At 67.4% G+C, this 20,734-nt stretch carries 19 protein-coding genes and 1 pseudogene; 3 read left to right on the plus strand and 17 right to left on the minus strand.

The genetic code is table 11. The annotated features are described in order from the left end of the window. Positions 1 to 20: 20 nt before the first annotated feature. The 17 genes and pseudogenes from NAMU_RS17650 to NAMU_RS17730 all read right to left on the minus strand — a co-directional run. Positions 21 to 410 (minus strand): hypothetical protein, encoded by a 390-nt coding sequence (locus NAMU_RS17650; protein ID WP_015748744.1) that lies wholly within the window; start codon positions 408 to 410, stop codon positions 21 to 23. After that, on the minus strand, positions 407 to 1,165 hold the full coding sequence (locus NAMU_RS17655; protein ID WP_015748745.1) for a ParA family protein: 759 nt from the start codon (positions 1,163 to 1,165) through the stop codon (positions 407 to 409). Before NAMU_RS17655 ends, NAMU_RS17650 begins: the two co-directional genes overlap by 4 nt. A gap of 197 nt (positions 1,166 to 1,362) precedes the next feature. After that, on the minus strand, positions 1,363 to 1,728 hold the full coding sequence (locus NAMU_RS17660; RefSeq protein WP_041369111.1) for a hypothetical protein: 366 nt from the start codon (positions 1,726 to 1,728) through the stop codon (positions 1,363 to 1,365). A gap of 2,154 nt (positions 1,729 to 3,882) precedes the next feature. Further along, complete coding sequence (locus NAMU_RS17665) at positions 3,883 to 4,524, minus strand: recombinase family protein (RefSeq protein WP_015748747.1); 642 nt, start codon at positions 4,522 to 4,524, stop codon at positions 3,883 to 3,885. A gap of 211 nt (positions 4,525 to 4,735) precedes the next feature. Further along, positions 4,736 to 5,638 carry a hypothetical protein gene (locus tag NAMU_RS17670; RefSeq protein WP_015748748.1) on the minus strand — a complete coding sequence of 301 codons (903 nt, stop codon included), beginning with the start codon at positions 5,636 to 5,638 and terminating at the stop codon, positions 4,736 to 4,738. Positions 5,639 to 5,746: 108 nt separating this feature from the next. Next, positions 5,747 to 6,622 (minus strand): ABC transporter ATP-binding protein, encoded by an 876-nt coding sequence (locus tag NAMU_RS17675; RefSeq protein WP_015748749.1) that lies wholly within the window; start codon positions 6,620 to 6,622, stop codon positions 5,747 to 5,749. Further along, a complete protein-coding gene (locus NAMU_RS17680) occupies positions 6,619 to 7,011 on the minus strand; it encodes a GntR family transcriptional regulator (protein WP_015748750.1) in 393 nt (130 codons plus the stop codon). The genes NAMU_RS17675 and NAMU_RS17680 overlap by 4 nt, the downstream gene beginning before the upstream one ends. A gap of 17 nt (positions 7,012 to 7,028) precedes the next feature. Next, positions 7,029 to 7,949 (minus strand): recombinase family protein, encoded by a 921-nt coding sequence (locus tag NAMU_RS17685; protein WP_138180314.1) that lies wholly within the window; start codon positions 7,947 to 7,949, stop codon positions 7,029 to 7,031. Between the two features lie 136 nt (positions 7,950 to 8,085). Beyond that, positions 8,086 to 9,309, minus strand: coding sequence for a TniQ family protein (locus NAMU_RS17690; protein WP_015748752.1), 1,224 nt, complete (start codon positions 9,307 to 9,309; stop codon positions 8,086 to 8,088). Continuing rightward, on the minus strand, positions 9,306 to 10,232 hold the full coding sequence (locus NAMU_RS17695) for a TniB family NTP-binding protein (RefSeq protein ID WP_015748753.1): 927 nt from the start codon (positions 10,230 to 10,232) through the stop codon (positions 9,306 to 9,308). Before NAMU_RS17695 ends, NAMU_RS17690 begins: the two co-directional genes overlap by 4 nt. A 19-nt stretch (positions 10,233 to 10,251) precedes the next feature. Next, positions 10,252 to 11,916: a Mu transposase C-terminal domain-containing protein gene (locus NAMU_RS17700; RefSeq protein ID WP_015748754.1), complete on the minus strand. Its 1,665-nt coding sequence runs from the start codon at positions 11,914 to 11,916 to the stop codon at positions 10,252 to 10,254. Positions 11,917 to 12,417: 501 nt separating this feature from the next. After that, on the minus strand, positions 12,418 to 12,861 hold the full coding sequence (locus tag NAMU_RS17705) for a DUF1931 family protein (RefSeq protein WP_015748755.1): 444 nt from the start codon (positions 12,859 to 12,861) through the stop codon (positions 12,418 to 12,420). A gap of 138 nt (positions 12,862 to 12,999) precedes the next feature. Continuing rightward, positions 13,000 to 13,614: an NADPH-dependent FMN reductase gene (locus tag NAMU_RS17710; protein ID WP_015748756.1), complete on the minus strand. Its 615-nt coding sequence runs from the start codon at positions 13,612 to 13,614 to the stop codon at positions 13,000 to 13,002. 43 nt (positions 13,615 to 13,657) lie between these two features. After that, the gene (locus tag NAMU_RS17715; RefSeq protein WP_015748757.1) at positions 13,658 to 15,322 is read right to left on the minus strand and encodes an FAD-dependent oxidoreductase; all 1,665 of its coding nucleotides are present in this window, start codon (positions 15,320 to 15,322) and stop codon (positions 13,658 to 13,660) included. Beyond that, positions 15,300 to 15,521: a UBP-type zinc finger domain-containing protein gene (locus NAMU_RS17720; RefSeq protein ID WP_322785874.1), complete on the minus strand. Its 222-nt coding sequence runs from the start codon at positions 15,519 to 15,521 to the stop codon at positions 15,300 to 15,302. The genes NAMU_RS17715 and NAMU_RS17720 overlap by 23 nt, the downstream gene beginning before the upstream one ends. Before the next feature lie 55 nt (positions 15,522 to 15,576). After that, positions 15,577 to 16,026 carry a thioredoxin TrxC gene (gene trxC, locus NAMU_RS17725; RefSeq protein WP_015748758.1) on the minus strand — a complete coding sequence of 150 codons (450 nt, stop codon included), beginning with the start codon at positions 16,024 to 16,026 and terminating at the stop codon, positions 15,577 to 15,579. Continuing rightward, positions 16,023 to 16,817 (minus strand): annotated as a pseudogene (locus NAMU_RS17730) (AAA family ATPase); the annotation flags it as partial. The pseudogene NAMU_RS17730 and the gene trxC, both read right to left, overlap by 4 nt. Positions 16,818 to 16,937: 120 nt before the next feature. Here NAMU_RS17730 and NAMU_RS17735 point away from each other — a divergent pair. Genes NAMU_RS17735 through NAMU_RS17745 form a run of 3 tightly spaced genes read left to right on the plus strand, consistent with a single transcriptional unit; the run spans position 16,938 to position 20,720 of the window. Continuing rightward, positions 16,938 to 18,119, plus strand: coding sequence for a tyrosine-type recombinase/integrase (locus NAMU_RS17735; protein ID WP_015746535.1), 1,182 nt, complete (start codon positions 16,938 to 16,940; stop codon positions 18,117 to 18,119). Beyond that, positions 18,109 to 20,268 (plus strand): tyrosine-type recombinase/integrase, encoded by a 2,160-nt coding sequence (locus NAMU_RS17740; RefSeq protein WP_015746536.1) that lies wholly within the window; start codon positions 18,109 to 18,111, stop codon positions 20,266 to 20,268. Before NAMU_RS17735 ends, NAMU_RS17740 begins: the two co-directional genes overlap by 11 nt. Continuing rightward, complete coding sequence (locus NAMU_RS17745; RefSeq protein ID WP_015746537.1) at positions 20,265 to 20,720, plus strand: DUF6262 family protein; 456 nt, start codon at positions 20,265 to 20,267, stop codon at positions 20,718 to 20,720. Before NAMU_RS17740 ends, NAMU_RS17745 begins: the two co-directional genes overlap by 4 nt. The last annotated feature ends 14 nt before the right edge of the window (positions 20,721 to 20,734 follow it).

The following is a 20,734-nucleotide window of genomic DNA, read 5'->3' on the forward strand; positions in this document are numbered from 1 at the left end:
TTTTGCCGGTAAACGTTCGTTCAGCTGATGCGCGGGCCGCGGCGCAGCCGTTCGTCCTTGCGGGCCGGGAAGGGCTTGCCGCCGTTGTGTTCCTTCTGCAGCCGGGCTAGGGCGAGCTCGATGCCCTCCTCGAGGAGGGCGCCGGTGGTCCAGGCTCCGCCGAGCCAGGACAGGGCGTCGCGGGCGCGTTCGGCGATCTCGGGGTCGATGTAGCCGCCGAACTTGACCTTGCCGGCGCTACTGGGTGTCGCTGGTTGAGATGCCGGCTTCGTCGCCGATCTCGCCGCCGGCTTCGCGGCTGTGACGGCGGCCGTCGGCGCCGGCGCTGACTGGGTCGGTGCGGTGGCGGCCGCGGGGATGACCGCGTCCAGACCGCTGCTGGACAGGCCGCGTCGCTGTTTGCCTGTCATGCCCGGACTCCTTCGGTGATCAGCGCGTGGGTGACGGCGCGATAGTCCTCGGTGACCTTTTCGCGGGGCGCGTACAGGGTGAGCGGCTCGTGCGCCGATGGGGCTTCCCGGACCCGCACGGAGGTCCGGATGGGCGGCAGCACGGCATCGCCGAACCGTTTGGTGATTTCGGCGAGGACGTCCCGGCTCAGGTTCTGCCGGGCGTCGTACTCGACCGGCAGCACGCCGCTGATTCGCAGGTTGGGGTTGAGACGGGTGGTGACCAGCTCGACTGTGCGCAGCAGGGCGGCGACCCCGTCCAGCTCCATCGAACCCATGGTGACCGGGATGACGATCTCCCGGGCGGCGACCAGGGCGCTGACGGTGAGCACCCCGAGCCCGGGTGGGCAGTCGAGCAGGACCAGGTCGTAACCCTCCAGCTGGCTCAGGGCGGCCCCGAGGATGGTTTCCGCGCCTGGTTGCCCGCCGATGGCCCGTTCGGCGGCCAGAAGGGGCTCTCCGCCCGGTAGGACGTGGACTCCGGGCACGCCGGCCGCGGGGGTGGTGGCGGCGGCGGCGGCGATGTCGCCAATCAGGACGTCCATGACGGTGGCCGTGCCGGTGGCGCCCAGCCACTTGGTGGCGTTTCCTTGCGGATCCAGGTCGACGACGAGGGTGCGCTGGCCGGCCTCGGCCGCGCAGGCGGCGACGTTCACGGCGGTGGTCGTCTTGCCGACGCCGCCCTTCTGGTTGACGACGGCGATGGTTCTGCTCATGGCAAGGGTTCTCCCTTCCGCCTATTGGCGGGTCGGGCCGATGGTAGGGCTCCAATGGCGGCATTCGTGGTAGTGACACTGTTAGAACTGATTGACACTTTTAGAACTGATAGATCCCTGGGCACCGGTGCGTCCAGCCCGGACGCGCAGATCCCCCGGTCGGTCAAGGGAGCCGAGGATCTGCGCACGAACGGGGGTCAGATGTCGTCCTGTTCGCCGTCTTGATGCGTGGTCGACTCCCCCGCCTCGGACTCCGCCAGGCTTTCGGCGCCGATCCTCAGGCCGCAGGCGCGGCGTTCGACGTCGGCGAGGGTGTAGCCCTGGGCGGCCATGAACGTCAGGTACCGGTGGGTGGCGGGGTTGACCCGACGCCAGGAGTGCACGTCGGTGGCGGCCTCCTGGGCACCCAGCACGACAGCCAGGACGACGACCAGGGCGCGGGCGTCGCCGGCATCGCCGAGCAGGCCGATGATCTTAGCGGCGCCGGCGTGGTAGCCCCACATCGGCTGGTCGTCGGTCGGGATCCCGAGCAGGGTGCGGGCCTGTTCGTGGCCGCGTTCCATGGCCGTGCGTAGCACATGGCCGCCCTCGGCGAGCTCGCGGGCGATGTACCCGATGGTGCCCTTGGGCGCGCTCTTGCGGGTGAGCAGGGTGCTGACGAATTTGCGGCGGACCGGTTCGGCCGAGCGCCTTCTCTGCAGTTGTCAACCGTCGGTGGGCGTCCGGCCGGTCATGATGTCGATGTGAGTTGTAGCCCCGTCGATGGTCGGGGTCGCCGTAGCTTTCGCCGAGGATCGGGCGGATATACGCATAGCAGCGACTCTGGGATTCGGAACTCGCCTTTCCTCGCTTGCCCACCCCACCTTTCGCAGGGCCTTGTCGGCAGGGGCGCAGCTCGGAGAGCAATAGCGTCGGACCACTGTCTCACTGGGGAAATAGAAGACGAATCTGCCCTAGGGCAGTCGCCAATCCACTCCCGCTGTGACAAGGGCAGTCCACTTCTCCTTGCAGTAAGACCAGACCAGCGGCAATCAATCGATCGGAGATAGCTATTCAACCGTTTGGAGGGGTCGGCTCATCGCCAACAGGAAGAGCCTCGGGTCTAGTGGGCCAATCTCTACCCCGATCGTTCATCAGTAAGCCCCGAGTGGCCCAATCCTCTCCCGGACGTTCAATACTGTTCGTAACCACTCGATAGACCTGCATGGGCGCGCTCCTATCGCACGTGCCCGTTGGGCTCTTGCCCTCGGAAGGGTGGCCAGTAGACGCTTCGACAGGCTGGGTTCACCGACCCAGCGGGACACCTGCCAGGGGAGGACAGAGGGAATGAGCACTCGAAACGCGAGGGGCAGATCTGCGCCGAGGTTCAAGACGGCCTTGGTTTTGATGGTTTTGGCGTCCTTCGCGACACTCTTCGCTGTGCCAACTGCATCGGCCGGGACACCCGCGCCTACAATTCCTGAGGTTCCTGGGCCTAGTCAGGACGACGGCCGAGGGACCACCGGACCTGAATCGCAACTGACGCTAAACTTCCCGGAACACGTCGGCACAGACGGCAAGGTCGTCCCAATGCACGCAGTGACCTGTACCTACACTGCAAGAGTACCTGGCAAGTCGTTTTCGTACATCTCTTACGGCGTGGGCTGGACTTGCAACGACGCGGTCGATATCCGTTCGATTACAATCAAATTGTGGAAGTGGACCGGATCGGGGTATCAGAACGTGGCAAGCTTGAGTGGCAGCAACACGAGCGCCAACGGCAGTCTAATGGGGCTCTCGCCGTGTTCCAACAATGTTGGAACATACGTGTACCACACGTACTTCTACGTGGAAGCCTTCCATGGCAATTGGGGCACTAATGAGGGAAACAGTTCGACTAGGACCCTCACCTGCTGAACCGGAGTATTCGGGTTCCTGGAGTCGGAATGACCACTGATCCCTCACACGGGTTCGAAGCGATGGCCCTGCGACGGGTCGGTGATAGCGGGCGTATTCGAGGCGTCGCATCGCGGTCGGATACTGTCGCAGTCGCGGTCGATACTGACGACCGTCGAAGGTTCCTGGTCATATTTCAGTGGGACGGGAGTGATTGGCAGTCGCCGGAACTTCTTGATGGTCAGTCAATTCCTGTCTCGCCGTCCGTAGCGCCATCACCAGGTTTCATTCCCGACTTGATGATCACCCAGGTCGCGCTACCTGGCCCCAAAAGGCCAGGTAGCGCGTGGAGCGCGGCCGCTGGGACAATCGCGAGCGACGCCCGGCGAGTCATAGCTGTCAGTGATCTAGATTCGGCTGAGGCGTTTGCGGGATCCGATGGATTCTTTCTGCTACTTCTTCGCTGTCGGTGGAGCGCGCGCCCGCACCTCACGCTCTCAACCCAGAGTGGGGCAGAAATCGACATTCAACCCTAACGGCGTGGGCAACTGCCGGCTGGGCGTAGTGCGTTCTTGAAACCCGACTCTCGCCTCGCGGAGGCGGGAGATGGCGCGTACCGCAGTGCACGAGTGGGCTACCCCCGCCGCCAGTGCTCTAACGACTCCGGCAAAGCAGAGGCCGCCGGTCAGGAGGGTTCAAGGTCGGCTGACCACTGATCGCCGCCGGAGGGCCTCGTGACGTGTGATGGGGTCGGCTTAGCAGCGGAACGATTCCGGGTGCTTTCGTGATCATGTGACCCGGGCACAGCCGGCTCGGCGTGGATTGGCTTCGGTGGTTGATGGTCAGCTCGCAGGCGCTCGACGGGCTCGGACCTGTTTCGGCTTGCCCTTCACCGGCGGCGACGTTTGCGCATCGGCGCGTGCGACTGCTCGGTAGATCGTGGAACGGGTGACAGGGAACAGTTCCTCGAGTTCGCCAATGGTGTGCTCGCCGCCGCGGTACAGCTCGACCAAATGGGCTTCCTGCTTCGGGCTGAGCTTGGGCTGCTTGCCGCGCAGCCGGCCCTTGGCGCGGGCGACGGCCATGCCCTCGCGTGTTCGAGCACGGGCCAGATCGGCCTCGAACTCGGCGATCATGGACAGGGTCGTGAACAGGAGCCGCCCGACCGGATCGGTGGGATCGTGCAGCGAGCCGCCGATGTTCAGCCGCACTCCGCCGGCGGTGAGCTCGTCGACGATGTCGCGGGCGTCGGGCACGGAGCGGGCTAGCAGCCGGTCGAGCTTGGTGACGACAAGCGTGTCGCCGCGGCGGCAGGCCACGAGGGCTTGGCGCAGGCCGGGTCGATCGCGGTTGGTGCCGGTCAGGCCGTGGTCGACGTAGATGCGTTTCGGGTCGACATCCAACGCGACGAGCGCGTCGTGCTGTGCGGTGAGGTCTTGATCGACGGTGGAGACCCGGGCGTAGCCGATCTTGAGTTCGGTCACGGGACCAGTGTGCCGGTTGGCCTCCCTGCACCGGGACGATTCACCGAACCAGTCTTACGGGACGCCGGCGGCGCGGCCCGCTCGGTCGGCGTCTGTCGATTTCCGAGTTCGTCTGCACGGCTGCGCGAGTCTGTCTTCACACGTCAGCCATCTGCCAACTGTCCCAGGGAGCCGGCTGACCGCACGGAGGATTGCATTCGCCTGCACGGCGCTACAGGTCGCGGCGACGCAGAGTCTGCGCGCCGGCGGCCAGCAGTGCTACCGCGATGATGAGGTTGAATCCGCTGATGATGAGCATCATCTGGGGGTATTCGGAGTCGGGCACGTAGATCTCGACGCGGTCGACAACCCCCGCTTCTTGCAGGCACTCGATGAACTTTGCGCTTTCAGGGCAATTCAGGGTTGATATGTCGATGTCGAGGCCTTCGGAGTCTGCGTAACCGCTCCAGTTGTAGGCCGAGCCCATTCCCCCAGGGCTTTCGGTGGCGATGCCGGTGCTGTCGTTCCACCAGGTCTGGATGGGGATGAGTTCGCGTGTGTGTTGCACGACCAGTGGTTGCAGCAGGGTGGTACCGGCGATCAGGATACCGGCGGCGACCAGCCCGGTGACCACACCGCCGACGGTGCGCCAGAGCAGAGCGGCTGCCGCCGCTGCGGCGTAGACGACGAGGAATCGGGTGGCCGGGATCAGGCCGAGTATGTCGAAGCCTGGCGAGGTGAGTCTGGGCGCCCAGATGATCGAGTCGGAAGCACTATCAACAACCCACAGGGTTGCTGTCCCCAGCAGCGCTACGGCGGTGAAGACTGGTGCGGCGACGATGAGGACTTTGATCGTCCACCATCGGATCCGGGTCACGCTCTGGGTAAGGGCGTAGACCTGTGTTCGGTGTTCTTTATCTGGGCCGAAGGTGACCGCGCCGAGTACCGCACCGGCAACGACCGGGAGGACCAAGAGGGCTATCTGGTATAGCCCCCACAGCGTCCTCGCGGGCTCTAACTCGCAGGTTGCACCGGGTGTTTCCCACCAGGTCGTCGAGGCACATGACGGGATCAAGAGCACGATCACCGCGAGCGCCAACCCCCCGCTGGCAACCAGGGCAACGGTGCCGACCACCCCAGAACCGATGTTGTCGCCACGCCGCCTGCCACATACGCGGCGTGGAGGTGCGAATGGCGGGTTCGCTGTTGTTGAACGCTGGCATGGTGTCCGTTCGGTCGGTCATCATGCTCCTACCGTGTCGGGGGTGGCAATTTCTGCGCTGCGCAATCTGGCTATGACGATTTCGTCGAGGTCGGCCGGCTCATTAATCCAGTGCGCCGGCAGGATCGACGGGGCGAGCGACACCAACACGCTCGTCTGCTGCCCGGTGGTTCGCACTTCCACTCGATCGGCCGGCGGTAGCCAGTCCAGCGAGTCAGCGGAGGGGCCGGTCAGGATTCGGTGCTGCAGCACCAGGTCGTCCATCGGCCCGTGGAGTGCGACGCGCCCGTCCTGCAGCAGTAGCAACGCGTCGCAGGCGTCGCGGACCTCGGTCAAGATGTGTGAGGACATCACCACTGTCATGCCGGTGTCGGCAACCTCAGCCATCAGGGTCTGCTGGACGCGTAGCCGGGCCAGTGGATCGAGGTCTGCCATCGGCTCGTCGAGCAGCACCAGGGCGGGGCGTCGACCTAGCACCAGGATCAGCGCAAGTCGGGCCCGCTGTCCACCGGACAGCGTCCCGACCCTGTCTTCGAGGGAAAGGGAGGCCTCATCGAGTAGACGGTGCGCGTGGCGATCGTCCCAATCCGTGTTGAGATCTGCGGTTTGGGCCAGCATGTCCGCAACCCGCCATCGGCGGTACAGCGGCTTTTCCTGCGCGAGGTAACCGACCGCCAGGTCCATTCGCCGGTCGACGAGCCGCCCACCTATGGCAATGTCGCCCTCGGTCAACGAGATGAGCCCGGCAGCTGCACCCAGCAGGGTCGACTTCCCAGCACCGTTAGGCCCGACAAGAGCGGTGATCGAAGACGCCTCGATCGCCGCGTCGCAGTGGTGCAACGCCCAGCCGCGGTTGTAACGCTTGCTCGCGTTGTGGGCCTCCAACGAAATGCTCATCTGGCCACCTCTCGCTCCCGCTCGTCCAACATGGTGGTCACCAAAGCCATGACGTCGTGCCGCTCCAGCCCGGATGCGGCTGCCGCAGCCAGCCAGCTCCGCAGTTCCACGGCCAGCGGTGACGCCAGGTCCGACTGAAGCCTGACCAGGTCAGCGGTGACGAAAGTGCCTGTACCAATCCGACCTTCGACTAGACCCTGCCGCTCCAACTCCCGGTACGCCTTCAAGACTGTGTTGGGGTTGATACCCGTCGCTGAGACAACTTCCCGTGCCGGCGGAAGTTGATCGCCAACACTGAGCCACCCGTTCTCCAAGGCTCGCCTGGTCTGCTCCACGATCTGCAGATAGGCCGGTACCGTCCCCCGGCGGACGATCCGGAACTCGATCACGAGAGAAGACTAGTTAACTAGTGTACCGATCGCAACGTCGAGTGCTCATCCGGTTCGCCGGTGGAGGCGAGGGCACGATACACGGATGCGACCGACGGGTGCTGGCCGGCGTTCTTGCCGGTTTTGATGGTCAGCTTCTTGGCGATATCCGGGACTGGTGTTCCAGCGGCGTGCAGGGCGTTGGCGTAGATGAGGGAGTCGGGATCAATGACCGGGGGTCGACCGCCGTGCCGGCCGCGGGCGGCGGCGGCCTTCTGCCCTTCCAGGGTCTTTTCTCGGATGTAGTCGCGGTCGAGTTGGGCGGCCACGGCCAGGACGGCGAACAGCATCGATCCCATCCCGGTGGGGTCGTAGATTCCGGTGAGCGGGCCGGTGAGCAGTTCGAGTTGAATGCCATCGCTCTGCAGGGCTGCGGTCAGGGTCATCAGTTCGGCGGCGTTGCGGGCCAGCCGCTTCATCTCGGCGACGGTCAGGATCACGACCTGGTCGGGCGCGGCCTGCTTAATCTCCCGGGCCAACACCAGGGCGTTCTCCAGCTCGGGTCGCACCCGGACCCTGGTGCTGATCTTTTCGCTGAACACCCGCCGGCACCCGGACCGCTCGAGCAGGTCGAGTTGGCCGGCCAGCTCCTGGCCGCTGGTCGAGCAGCGTGCGTACCCGATCCGAATAGGGCCCGTCTGCTGCGTCGTCGAGCCGGCGGTGCCGAGGCCGTTGTCGATCGGCGTCCAGGGCTGCCCGGGTCGGCGGCTCGCCGGGGTCGGCACGGCCAGCTCGTCTCGCAGCGCCGGCACGAGCACGAACCGGGCGGTGTGGTATTTCGCCGCCGTGGTGCCCGACCGCGTGCGGCACGGACTGCCGGCCGGGGCCTGACATTGCGGGCAGTCGTGCCGCTCGACCGAGTCGGCCGCCGCCGGCGCACCTTGGGGTCTGTGGCTCACGCCCGAAGTCTCGCACAACACCCTCTCAAAAAAGCGCGATTGTGCGAGGGATTCTGAGAATCTTCACCAGGGCAAACACCAGCCGCCGAGGACACATCGCGGGTCTCTCACAATTGACCGTTTGTGAGAGGCGCAGTCACCCACTACGAGCGGCCTGATCCCGGGTGGGGAGAAGCTCGGAAGGAATACCAGTCTCGATCAGCTCTCCGCGGATACGGCTGTAGGCAAGTTCGTTTGGGGTGTAGCAGGTCAGTAGGGAGAGCAGTTGCCGGGCGGTCCCGGCGTCTTGGCGGGCGATGCCGATGACGTCGCGGATGCTGGTCATCGCGGCCTGCCAGACGGTGGTCGCCGGGGCCGGGTCTATCCGGTGGTGCGGTGGGTCACCGTCATAGACGGCGGGATGCTGTTGAGCGTGGAGCAGCGGGGCCAGGGTTCCGGCCGCGGGGATCCGGCCGGTCTCGATGAGGTCGACCGCCGCCGCGGCGGCATGCAGCATCGCCTGCTGGGCCGGCCAGTCGAGACACTCGTAGGGCCGCCACCGGATCTGGCCGGCGCGGGGCGAACGTCCGATCGTCTGCCAGACCAGCTGCAAGTTGCTGCGGTAGGACGGTCGGACCGTTGAGGTAGGGGTGTTGACCTCGTCGAGCAGGGTGCGCAGCAGACGCAGCCACGCGCCGACATGAACCGCTCGGCCGGGCAGGGACACTGTCCCGGTGGCCAGACCCTCGTGGGTGCGGCGGTCCATCGCCGTCACGCGGGGATCCGTGGGCGTCGGCACCATGTCCTTGTCCTCCCAGGCGATGAAGGCCCCCAGGGATCCGAACATGGCCTCCAGCCGGTAGCCGTGCTTCGGACAACCGATCGTCAGCGGGATCCGCGAAGCCAGCGCGAAGACAGCCGACTCGCCGTCCGCGTCGTCGATGCAGCGTGGGCAGGCCCGGCGCATCATCGGCCGGTCCGGCAGCCAGGCGCGCCAGATCGGCAGATCACGCTTGATGGCCCGGCCCGGTGGGAGGATGACCGAGTCCTGCTGCACGTAGGTTTCGAACGCCGCAGTCCCTTGGGTGGGGTCGAGGGTGTCCAGCAGCCAGGGCACCCATCCGGCGATCGTCATGCTGGCCAACTGGTCTCGCGGCACCCCGGTGCGTTCGTGCAGTGCCTCGAGCATGCCGGGCGGCGGCTCCATGTCCAGGTCGCTCAGGTTCTGGTCTCCGAGTTCGAACGATGCCGGCCCGAGGTTGTGGCGCACCAATTGGCCCGGGGTCATCCCGTAGGCGTCGGCGACCCGGATCAGCCAGGACGACAGCGCTTCCCCCGCTTCGGGTTGCGGGTGCAGCGGCCACCGGGCGGCGCCGGTCATGCGAGTTCTCGTTCGAACTGTCGGCGCCGTTCGGACGGGCCGGCGTAGGTCGACAGCCGCAGGGTGCGCTGGTTGATCGCCTCCTCGCCTGACTCGATCGCCGCGACCGCCGCCTGGGTCAGCAGGTGGGCGAGTTCGCCTATCGTGCCCTCGCTGCGGGTCAGCAGGTACCGGGCCATCGCCTCGGTGGCGATGCTCGACGGCCGGCGCAGCGGGAACGCGGTGGCGAAGCTGGCCAGCAGCGAACACGATTCCTGGTCGGGTTCCCACCGCGGCAGCGGGAACGGCTGGAAGCGGTTCTCGAGTTGATCGTCGGAGCGGATCGCCAGATAAGCCTCGCGGGTGCCCACGCCGACCAGTGGTATCCGCAGCTCGTTGCCCAGGAACCGGATCAGGTTAAGGAACTCGCGTCGACGATCGCTGCTGCCGGCCAGCACGTTGTGCAGCTCGTCGATCACCAGCATCCGCACCCCGACCGCCCGCAGCAGCGTCAGCGTGGCCTGTTCGAGTTCGGCCAGCCGTTGCCGCGGCCGCAACGGCGCACCCATCGCGGCCAGCACCGCGACATAGAACCGGGTCACCGAGGGCTCGGACGGCATTTGCACGACCAGCACCGGGATCTCCTCCCTGTCCGGGTGGGAGATCGGCGGGTGGCCGCGTCGGAACTTCTCGACGATCATCGACTTGCCGTTGTTCGTCGGCCCGATCAGCAGCATGTTCGGCATCCGCTGCCGGCCCGGCCAGCCGTACAACTCCTCCAGCCGCTCCAACGACGCCGCCGCCCGGCTGTAGCCGATCCACCGGTCCGCGCGCACGAACCGGAGCCGTTCCTCGCCCGGAAGGCAGGCTATCGGCCGGATCTCCGGACGCAGGTGCTCAAGATCCGGATCGCCCTCGACTCCGCTACCCGTGCTGCTTCCCATGACCGTCCTGCCTCCTTCGTCACCATTGCTCGATCACGTCGAATGGGGCCGCCGGCGTCGCCACGGCGTCGTCGGGTGGACATTCCGGCGTAGTGCTGCTGGGCCGCTGGGCGCTCGTGCCGCCGCTGGCTGCTCGACGGGCGGTGTCGCGGCGGGCCTTGCGGGTAGTCGCCGCGGCTGACTCGGTGATGGACCGCATCTGCTCCACCGTCCGGAACAGGGCGTCCTCGTCGACCTGGTCACGGCCAAGGGTGCGGAGTCGTTCCACCGCCGCCCGGTGTTCCCACACGCTCACCGCCGGATGGGACATGGTCCGGTACGGCACCTCGAGGTAGGTCCCGTCGTCCGGGTCCAGGACCCAGACCCGGCTGATGTCTCTCGGGTCCCGTCGGATCACGAACCGGCCCAGTCGATCCCGGCGGGCGATCCAGGGCTTGAGCGCGTCGCAGAAGTAGTGCACGTGGTCGATCACGAACCCGGTTCTGGTCAGGGTCCGGCGGATCACCGGCAGGAAGTCGACCAGGAACGCCGCCTCGTGGGTGACGACCGCCGGCGCGCCGGTGGTGGCGATCCCGTCGACCCATCGGGCCGCGGGTGGCTGGCGCAGGGTGCCGTGGACCTGTCCGTGATAGGCGGCCACCGCCAGGGCCAGCCACCGCTGCAGCTCCGTCATCGTCAGGCAGGCCGTCGCGTCGGCGTCGTACCCCGATCGCTGCCCGGGATTGGAGAACGTCGTCCCGGGCAGCTCGTGGATCAGCCGCATCATCGTGCCGATCACCCGCTCGACGATGCCGCCGTAGTGCGGCCGCCCGGGTGGCCGGTACCGCAGCGCGATCCCGTGCTGCTCACATCCGCGACGCAACGCCTCGCTCCTGAATTCCGCGGCGTTGTCCAGGTACAGCTCGACCGGTTTGCCGCTCATCGGCCAGGACGCCTCCACCCCGAGGTGCTCCAGCCAGGGCCGCTTGTCGGTGACCATGTGCGCCAGGCACAACCCGACCGTGGTCGCCGACGGCGCCTCCAACGTGACCACCAATCCGGGGACCGCCCGGCTGAACACGTCGATCCCGGCCGTCAGATACGGGCGGCCGATCGGCAGCCGGTGCCGCTCGTCGACCACGATCAGGTCGACCACCGTATGGTCGATCTGGATCTGTTCCAGCACCGCGGTGACCGACGGAGGCACCCCGCCGGCCGACGCCCGGGCCCGCGCCGCGTCGGATCCCTCCCGCCGACGCGTGGCCTGCGCCGGGTCGAGCTTCGCGATCCGCCGCACCACCGAACCCCGCGACGGCGGCCGCAGTCCCTGGGTGCGGCATTGCCGGACGATCTCCCGGTGCACCGTCGCGACCGTCTTCCGCTGCCGAGTCAGGTATTGCCGGCGCAGCACCTCCCGGATAACCACCTCGACCTCCTCCGGGAGCTGGTCGCGACCACGACCGCCGCTGGACCAGCCCGGAATCAGATCCGACACCACCCCCTCGCCCTGCCGCCAGCGGCGAAGCAGCACGTAGACCTGACGAACGGACACCCGCAGCTCCGCCGCGGCTGCCTCCACCGACGCCCGACCCACGACATCCCGCTCAGCCAGCGGGCCGATCACAGCTGCCCGACGAACCGCCAGATTCCAAACCTCGTCCGGAACCGACAGCGCCCGCTCCTGGACCACCGCCTCGTCGACCATCGCCGACCCTCACCCGCCGTGAACACGAATCCGGACAGAACGGACCATAGTGCACACGAACTCGGACAGCGCGATGACCGCGTAACCCTGCACACCACTCCGAGCTACACAGGTCGCCGTGCAGGCGAACTCGGACATCGACAGGCGTCGTCGCGTCGTCGGTGTGCCGTAGAAGGTTGGTCCTGCGGAACGGCGACGGCCGGCGTCCGCACTCCAGCGCTGTTGGGCGCTAATCAGCTAGCTAGGGCGCGGATGATCTTCAGCTGGCCAGCAGGGTCCACCTCCAAGGCTGGATTCCGGCCCCCGAGACAATTGATGATTTCCAGCACCAAGGAATGCGAATAGAACCAGCTTTGCAATTCGTATCGCGAGGAATACTGCTGCTGCCAGCGCAGTCAGGCTGTGCTTCGTCGTCGCGCCGGAGCAGGCCGCCCAGATCCTGGTCAACGAGGCGGCGGACGCCGGCAGTACAACCGCGCGCAGCAGCGCCGGTGACGGGGCTCAGACTAGTAGTCCGAACAGGGTGGACGCGCGCTCCCAGTGCCCGGTGTTCGGGTTGCTCACCTCCGGGTCGACAATCCGGAAGGACCTGGCCAGCCCGACACTGAGGCCGCCGAATACCTCGGTGAGGACGTCCTCGGTCTCCTCGCCGAACGTCACGTCGCCCGGAGGGCGGCGCAGCGTCTGGCCGATCCAGTCGCGCATGTCGCCGGCCGTCTCGAGCTTGCCGAACTCGCGCATCCGCTCCTGCAGGCCTTTGGTGATCGGCAGGTCCTGCGGGGCGATGACGTCCCGGTTGTTCCAGTGGGCGTTGTCGCGCGCGGAGACGGCGATGTCGTCGATCTTCTGGTCGACGAACGCCCGGAAGCGGGCGATGTCGGACTTGTCGACGTTGATGTCCCCAGCCTCGCGGAAGAACTTCTTTACCTCGGGTATCCCGGCCATGAGCCCTCCTCTGGATCGCCTGTTCTGCTCATCGATTTCTGCGTGGGGTGGTTGTTCGTGTCGGGACCAGGTGCGAGCCGGGGAGTCCTCCGGGTCCCGGGAGCGTGCGTGATCCGCCGGTGGTCGTTGCTACTGCCGTCATTCGTTGCCAGAAGGCTCGCCTGTCGCGTCCTCGTTCGGCTGTTGTGGGCGTGGCAGGACAGTCAGGACCATGCCGATGTAGGTGCGGAACTCCGCCATGTAGGCGCGGAGAAATTCTCGAGTGGAGTCGTTGGTGACCTCGCCGTCGTCCCTGAAGACATCGGGGGAGAACTGGATGTAGGCCTCGGGCGAGGTCATCTGCCGGGCGTTGCAGAAGCTGAGCACACCGCGCAGGCTTTGCTGGCCGATGGCGGTGCCGATCTGGCCGATGGAGGCGCCGATCACCGCTGCCGGGATGTGGTCGAAGGAGTTCTCTCCCCATGGTCGAGACGCCCAGTCGATCGCGTTCTTCAACGCTCCGGGGATCGACCGGTTGTACTCCGGGGTGACGAACAGGACCGCGTCCACGGCAGCGATCGACGCCTTGAGCGCCCTGGCTTCCGGCGGGTAGTCGTTGTCGAAGTCCGGGCTGTACAACGGCAGGTTGCCGATCGGAATCTCGCTGAACTCCAGGTCGTTCGGCGCCACCCGGATGAGGGCCTTGGACAGGACGCGGTTGATCGACGTCGACGACAGGCTGCCGACGAAGTAGCCGACCTTGTAGGTACTCATGTGTTCCTCCTGATTTCGCGCCCTCTTGGCGGGCAGTGGCTCTTCACCGACGTCCCTCGGCGGCCAGGAACTCGTGGACCTGGCGGATCACGACCGAACCTTCGCCGACGGCGGAGGCCACGCGCTTCACCGAGCCACTGCGGACATCGCCGACGGCAAACACTCCATGGCGACGAGTCCCGAACATCCCGTCCTGGCCGTCGGCGGCGGGTCCGGTGAGCACGAAACCCTTCGCGTCCAAAGGGATCTCCCCTTGGAGCCAGCCGGTGTGCGGGGCCGAACCGATCAGCACGAACAGTGCTGACGTCGCGATGCGCTGCTTCTTGTGTGTGTGGAGGTCTCGCACGAGCACCTCGGAGAGTTCGTCATCACCGATGAGCTCGCAAACCTCGCTGTTGCGCCAGACCTTGATGCGTGGCGACTGCTCGACGCGGTCGGCCAGGTAGTGGGACATGTCCCTGCCCAGGTCGTCGTGCCGGATGACCAGGTTGACCACCGGCGACCGTCGGGCCAGGAAGCAGGCCGCCTGGCCGGCGGAGTTGCCGCCGCCCACCACGGTGACGGGGTCCTGTCGGCACAGCTGGGCCTCGAATTCCGTGGCGGCGTAGTAGACGCTGCTGCCCTCGAGACGGTCCGTCCCCGGGATGTCGAGGCGTCGGTAGCGCACGCCGGTGGCGACGAGCACGGCGTGTGCGATCAGGTCGTCCCCCTCGGCCAGCCCCACCACGTGGTAGCCGTCGGCCTGTCTGAGCGAGGTGGCCTCGCCCGGGATGGTGAAAACGGCGCCGAACTTGCGGGCCTGGACGACGGCGCGGTCGGCCAGCTCACCGCCGGTGATGCCGGCGGGGAACCCCAGGTAGTTCTCTATCTGGGAGGACGTGGCCGCCTGGCCGCCGGTGGCGAACGCGTCCAGGACGATCGTCGAGAGCCCCTCGGACGCGGCATAGACCGCCGCGGCCAGACCGCCCGGGCCCGCGCCCACCACGACCAGGTCGTGGGCCGCCCGGTTCGGCGCCGCTCGCAGCCCGATCAGGTCGGCCAACTCGGTGTTGCTCGGGTTCTGCAGGACTCGCTGGCCCTTCCAGACGACGACCGGTTTCACGGCGACCGTGATGCCCAGGGCCCGCAACAGGTCCTCGGCCTGCGGATCCTCCTCCACATCGACCCACTGGTGAGGGATCCGGTTGCGACTGGCGAAGTCCCGGAGCCGCCGGGCGTCCCGGTCGTACTTCGACCCGATGATCCGCAGGCCGACCCCGATCGTGGCCTGGAGTGTGCGGCGCAGGATGAAGGCCCGCAGGATGAGATCGCCCAACGCCTGGTCATCGGCCACGAGAGTCTTGAGCCGATCGACGCGGACCTCGAGAACGTCGACGTCGGTGACGGCCACGGCGGTCACGAGAACCTTCTGCCCGGTCAGCAGCGCCAGATCCCCCAGGAACCGGCCGGGGCCGTGGACGGCGATCAGCCGCGGCTCCGCTGCGGTCTCCTGGACCACGGCGACCTTCCCCTCCAGCACCACGAAGAACCCGCAGTCCTGGTCGCCCTCGCAGTACAAGACGGTCCCTTCAGGCACGCTCCGGCGGTCGCCGTACCGCGACAACGTCATCAGCTGCTCGTCGGTGAGTCGCGGGTAGGCGCCGCTGACGTCGGGTGTCTCCGGCTGGTCGGCGGGAACCCTCAGGTCAGACGAACTGCTCGTCGGCATAGCACCACCTCCAGGTCTCCCCGGGCTCGATCGACCGAACGACGACGTGCCCGGTCGACGCCGCGTGCCCCCTTGCATGTCGCATGGGGGACGAGTCGCAGCAACCCACCTGGCCGCAGGTCAAGCACTGGCGCAGGTGCACCCACGGGGTGCCGAGCGCCACACACTCCGCGCACACCCGCCGGGCGGGCGGCGGCACGGGCCGGATGATGCCAGGTGTGGGTCGGCGCCCGTGCGGGTCGGGAAGGCGGCCATCACGCCTTCCTTGGGAGCTTGGACTCGAGCCACGAGCGCAGCTGGGGCTCCGGCCGGGCGCCGATCTGCTTGTCGATCACCTGGCCGTGGTCGAGGATGACCAGGGTCGGGATCGACCGGACCTCGAACTGCCGGCTCACCTCCGGGTTGGCGTCGGCGTTGACCTTGACCAGCTTGAGCCTGCCGGCCAGCTCCCCGGCCAGCTTCTCCAGGGCCGGACTCACCATCCGGCACGGCCCGCACCACGGAGCCCACACGTCGACCAGCACGGGCAGGCTCGACTCGTCGACGACGGCGTGGAACTCGTCGTCGGTCGCGTCCACCACCCAGCGCAGCGGAGTGCTGCACTTCCCGCAGCGGGGGATGCCGTTGGCGACCGCCGGAACACGGTTCGTGGCTCCGCAGTTGCCGCACGCCACCTTCGTCGATTTCTGCGCGGCCGCGGTCATGCCACTGCCCGTCCCGCTGACGGGCCGCCGGCCGCGGTCACGGTGATCTCTCCGTCGACGACGTCGACCGAGATCGTGCTCCCGTCGGCCGCGTCGCCGCGCAGCAGCGCCCGGCCGACCCGGGTTTCCACCTCGCGGGAGATGTACCGCCGCAGCGGGCGGGCACCGTACGCCGGGTCGAAGCCCTGGTCCGCGATGAAGCGGCGCGCCTTGGCCGTGACGGCGAGGTTGATTCGCATGTCGGCCAGCCGTTCGCGGAGCTCCTCGAGCTGGAGGTCGACGATGCGCTCGATCTCGGCGAGGGTCAGCGGCTTGAACATCACGATCTCGTCGACGCGGTTGAGGAACTCCGGGCGGAAGTGCGACTGCAAGGTGCGCATCACCGTCGAGCGCGCCTCGTCCTTCACCTCGCCGCCCGCGGTGACTCCCTCGAGCAGGTATTCCGAGCCGATGTTGGAGGTCATGATCAGCACGGTGTTGCGGAAGTCGACGGTGCGGCCGTGGGAGTCGGTCAACCGTCCGTCGTCGAGGACCTGCAGCAGTGTGTTGAAGACGTCGACGTGGGCCTTCTCGATCTCGTCGAGCAGGACCACCGCGTAGGGCTTGCGGCGTACCGCCTCGGTGAGCTGGCCGCCCTCCTCGTATCCGACGTAGCCCGGGGGTGCCCCGACCAGCCGGCTGACGGTGTGCCGTTCCTGGTACTCGCTCATGTCGATCCGGATCATGTTCTCCGCGGTGTCGAACAGCGCGGCAGCCAGCGTCTTGGCCAGTTCCGTCTTGCCGACGCCGGTGGTTATCCCCGGTTCCTGACGCGCCCTCATCACTGTCATCACCGAGCCCTGTCCTGACGTCCTGCCATCGTCGTTTCCTCGCAATCAGCGGGTCTTCTTCGACGAGATGGAACGGCAACGATGGCGCAGAGCGTGATGGCCCGACCCGACGGCGGGCCTCGCACGTGGACGGTGATCGATCAGGGATACCGGACGGTCGGACCGGTCGAGGAGTGGCTGGAGGCCCACCGGCATCTTTGGTCGCCGAACACGGTCCGCGGGTACGCGACCGCGCTGAGCCAGTGGTGGACGTTCCTTGAACAGCGGGCCGAGTCCGGGCGGTGGAACGAGATCGGCGTGCCGACGGTGTCGGCGTTCGTGTCCTGGATGCGCAACGGGCGCCGGGTCGAGCGTTCCCTGGTGCCGGAGGACGGGCCGTCGCCGGAGACGATGCAGGCGCGGCTGGCCGCGGTCATCTCCTTCTACACGTGGCACGAAGCCGTGTCCGGCGTTCCGGTGGCCGGCCGGTTGATGCGTGGAGCGCCGCGGCGGGCAGTGGCCCGGGGGCTGCTGTCCCATCTGGATGCCCGCTCGGGGCCCGCTCCGACGTCGCTGGTCCGGGTGCGCCGCAGCCGGCGGCATCGTCCGCCGTTGCTGATGCCCCAGCAGATCCAGGCGATCCTGGATGGCTGCGCCACCTACGATCCAGACACCGGTGAATGGGTCGGAAACCTGCGTGACCGGCTGCTTTTCGCCGTTCTTGCGGAGAGCGGCATGCGGATCGGCGAGGCGTTGGGTTTGCGGATCAGCGACTTCGTGATGGGTCGCGGCGGCACCCCGTTCATCGAGATCGTGCCTCGCGCGGACAACACCAATGGGGCGCGGGTGAAGATGATGCGTCCCCGCCGGGTCTACGTCGGCGCCGATCTCGAGCGGCTGTTCGCCGACTACCTGACCCTCCTGGCCTGCACAGCAGCCGATATGGGCATCGCGGTGGCGGCGGACTCGCCGCTGCTGGTCAACCTGCAACGGCCGCCGCTGCTGGCTGCGCTGCACGAGGGCACCGTCCGCGACAAGACGGCCGCGCTGCGGAAGAAGGGGATCGGCCCGCCCGGGTGGACCCCGCACTGGTTCAGGCATAGCCACGCGACCGCGTTGCTGCTGGCCGGCACGGCGGAGTGGGTGGTGTCCCGTCGGCTGGGGCACGCCCACGTCCAGACCACGCTGGACCTCTACGGCTGGGTCCGCGAGGACGAGGCGCTGCGGGCGGCGGCGAACTGGACGTCGTACGCGTCCAATTGGCGGGTGACCGATGCGCCGTGAACCGGGCGGGGGCCTTCGGCCCGCCGAGGACCTGGATCCCGTTCATCGGCTCTGGCTGGAGCTGCCCGAGCAGTGGCGGGGTCCGGTGATCGGACCCGGCATCGCGAACTGGGACCGGATCACCGAAAACGGCGACAGGCGAATCGATCTGACTGGGCTGCCTGACCCGTTCCCGGCCGAACTCGCGTGGATGGCGCACTGGCAGTCCGTCGACGGGACCCGATCGACGGTGCTGGCGATGAACCAGCTGGCCAACATCCTGCGCCGCGCCATCCGCGAGGGGCACCCGTTCCCCACCTCGATGCTGGCCTTGGACTGGGAGACGGCCTCGGCGTTGCAGGGGTGGTTCTACGCGCACCGCTGGGGGCGGCTCCCACCCAAGGACAGCCGTAGCCGGCTGCGGGTGCTGTTCCGGTTCGCCCGGCAGGCGTTGATCGCCCGCTGCCACGATGGCCCGTGGTGGACGCTCGACGAGTGGCATCCACGTTGTGATCCGCGGATACCGCTGTCGACCCGGGAACCACAGGCCAACTACGGGTGCTCGCCCGGGCAGATCACCCAGCCCTGGCTCCGGGAAGCCGTCAAGTGGTACCTGGGGACCCAACTGGAGTCCGGGGCGCTGCGCTGGACGACCGTGAGCCAGGACCGGATGAATTGCCTGCGCCGGTTCGACGTCTGGCTGACCAGTTGCCTGGACGATCCCATCGAGGTGCTCGGCGATCCAGCGGCGGCCGCCGGGCAGGCGGACAGATATCGACGTTGGGCCATGGAACCGGGCCACCGGAAGACCGGCACGTTCGACCGTCGGACGCCCCCGAAGCCGGCCCACCCGCGCCTGATCAACGACGACATCCGGGCAGTGGCAGATCTGTTCACCTTCATGGTGGCCAACCGAGACCGGGCCCACATCGTCACCGGATACGCCGTCTGGGATCGGGTCACCGACACCCACGTGGCCGGATGGTTCCGCCAGGTCTCCCGCATCCCGCGGACACCCACCCTGAACGACCGGCACTACGTCGACGACCACGCGCTCGCCCAGATTCCGGGTGCGCTGCCGTTGCTGGGCTTGCCCCGGGACCAACAGATGACGATCACCCGGGGCGACGGCACCCAGGTTCTCGCCGCCGGCTTCGACGATCCGCAGGCGATGCGGATGATCCTGCTGCAGATCCTGACCGGGCGTCGGTCCAGCGAGATCCGCACGTGCGAGTTCGATTGCCTGTCACCGGCTCCCGATATCTCGGTGCAGTCCGGGCAGGACCAGGAAGTCGTCCGGTTCCGCTACGCCCAAAGCAAGATCGACACCGCGCCGGACACCATCCTGGTCGACCGCGAGGTCTCCGCGGTCATCGAGGAGCAGCAGCGTTGGGTCCGCGAACACCTGCCGGAGTTCGAACCGCGGCATCTGTTCGTGCAGCGGACCGGGAACCGCAACGGCGACAAGCCCTACCCGCCGGGAACCTACAACTGGATGCTCCGGGAGCTCAGCAACGTCGCGCGGATCACCGACGGCCAGGGCCGGCAACTGCAACTGAGCAACACGCACCGGTTCCGACACACCAAGCTCACTCGGCTCGCCGAACTCGGCCTGCCCATCCACGTCCTGCAGCGGTACGCCGGGCACGCCACACCGACCATGTCGATGCACTACGTGGCGCAGCGCGAGGAACACGCCGAGCAGGCGTTCCTGGCCACCGTCAAGCTGCGGGCCGACGGCAGCCGGGTCCAGTTCTCCCGTGAGGACCACGACGGCCTGCACCTGCTCGACCGGGCCGACCGGTTCCTGCCCAACGGCTGGTGCCTGCTGCCCCCGCTCCAATCCTGCGACAAGGGCAACGCATGTTTGAGCTGCTCGGTCTTCGTCACCGACGCGACCCACGAGCCGACACTACGACGCCAACAGGCCGAGACCGAAGCGTTGATCACACGCACAACCAACGCGTTTCGGGAGAAGCACGGTCGCGCCATGCCCGAGGACAATGTTTGGCTCGCGCAGCGTCGAGCCGAGCAAGCGGCGCTCACCCGGCTGTTGGACACGATGGCCGACCACCCCGAACGGGCGGTGCAAGGAGGCGGATGCGGCGCACCTCCGACAGGCCCGGTGCCCCTGGCACTCACCGGACCCAGGCGCAGGACCCGGCCATGACCGACGCGAACGCGAAACGCGCCGCGACGCTGACCGCCGCAGCCAAAGCGAAATCAGCCGCGAAGACCCAGGCCGCCGAGCAAGGCATCCGCGCGCTGGTCAAACGGGGCGAGTCCGTCACCTTCCAGGCCGTTCAACGGGAAGCCGGCGTCTCGCACGCCTTCCTCTACGGCAGCCCGGACCTCCGCGCGCGGATCGAGCACCTACGTTCCCGCGGCCGCCCGGGACCGACGCCAGCCAACCCACCGGACTCGGAAAGCACGCTCGTCCTGAGCCTGACCGCCCAGATCACCCAGCTCAAGAAGCGGCACCGGCAAGAGATCCAGACCCTCAAAGACGCGCTCGCGCAAGCCCACGGGGAGAACCTTGAACTTCGCCGCGAACTCGCCCGCAAGGGCAGCTGCGCCCGGCACCACACCGCTCACGTTGCATCGATCGCAGAAACGTCATGACCAGCGCAAATGTC

It is taken from the genome of Nakamurella multipartita DSM 44233, from assembly GCF_000024365.1.
GTDB lineage: Bacteria > Actinomycetota > Actinomycetes > Mycobacteriales > Nakamurellaceae > Nakamurella > Nakamurella multipartita.

Coding starts and splice junctions, on each gene's coding strand:
- NAMU_RS17650 (WP_015748744.1), bottom strand. CDS start 410: ATGACAGGCAAACAGCGACGCGGCCTGTCCAGCAGCGGTCTGGACGCG.
- NAMU_RS17655 (WP_015748745.1), bottom strand. CDS start 1,165: ATGAGCAGAACCATCGCCGTCGTCAACCAGAAGGGCGGCGTCGGCAAG.
- NAMU_RS17660 (WP_041369111.1), bottom strand. CDS start 1,728: ATGGAACGCGGCCACGAACAGGCCCGCACCCTGCTCGGGATCCCGACC.
- NAMU_RS17675 (WP_015748749.1), bottom strand. CDS start 6,622: ATGAGCATTTCGTTGGAGGCCCACAACGCGAGCAAGCGTTACAACCGC.
- NAMU_RS17690 (WP_015748752.1), bottom strand. CDS start 9,309: ATGACCGGCGCCGCCCGGTGGCCGCTGCACCCGCAACCCGAAGCGGGG.
- NAMU_RS17695 (WP_015748753.1), bottom strand. CDS start 10,232: ATGGGAAGCAGCACGGGTAGCGGAGTCGAGGGCGATCCGGATCTTGAG.
- NAMU_RS17700 (WP_015748754.1), bottom strand. CDS start 11,916: ATGGTCGACGAGGCGGTGGTCCAGGAGCGGGCGCTGTCGGTTCCGGAC.
- NAMU_RS17705 (WP_015748755.1), bottom strand. CDS start 12,861: ATGGCCGGGATACCCGAGGTAAAGAAGTTCTTCCGCGAGGCTGGGGAC.
- NAMU_RS17710 (WP_015748756.1), bottom strand. CDS start 13,614: ATGAGTACCTACAAGGTCGGCTACTTCGTCGGCAGCCTGTCGTCGACG.
- NAMU_RS17715 (WP_015748757.1), bottom strand. CDS start 15,322: ATGCCGACGAGCAGTTCGTCTGACCTGAGGGTTCCCGCCGACCAGCCG.
- trxC (WP_015748758.1), bottom strand. CDS start 16,026: ATGACCGCGGCCGCGCAGAAATCGACGAAGGTGGCGTGCGGCAACTGC.
- NAMU_RS17735 (WP_015746535.1), top strand. CDS start 16,938: ATGGCGCAGAGCGTGATGGCCCGACCCGACGGCGGGCCTCGCACGTGG.
- NAMU_RS17740 (WP_015746536.1), top strand. CDS start 18,109: ATGCGCCGTGAACCGGGCGGGGGCCTTCGGCCCGCCGAGGACCTGGAT.
- NAMU_RS17745 (WP_015746537.1), top strand. CDS start 20,265: ATGACCGACGCGAACGCGAAACGCGCCGCGACGCTGACCGCCGCAGCC.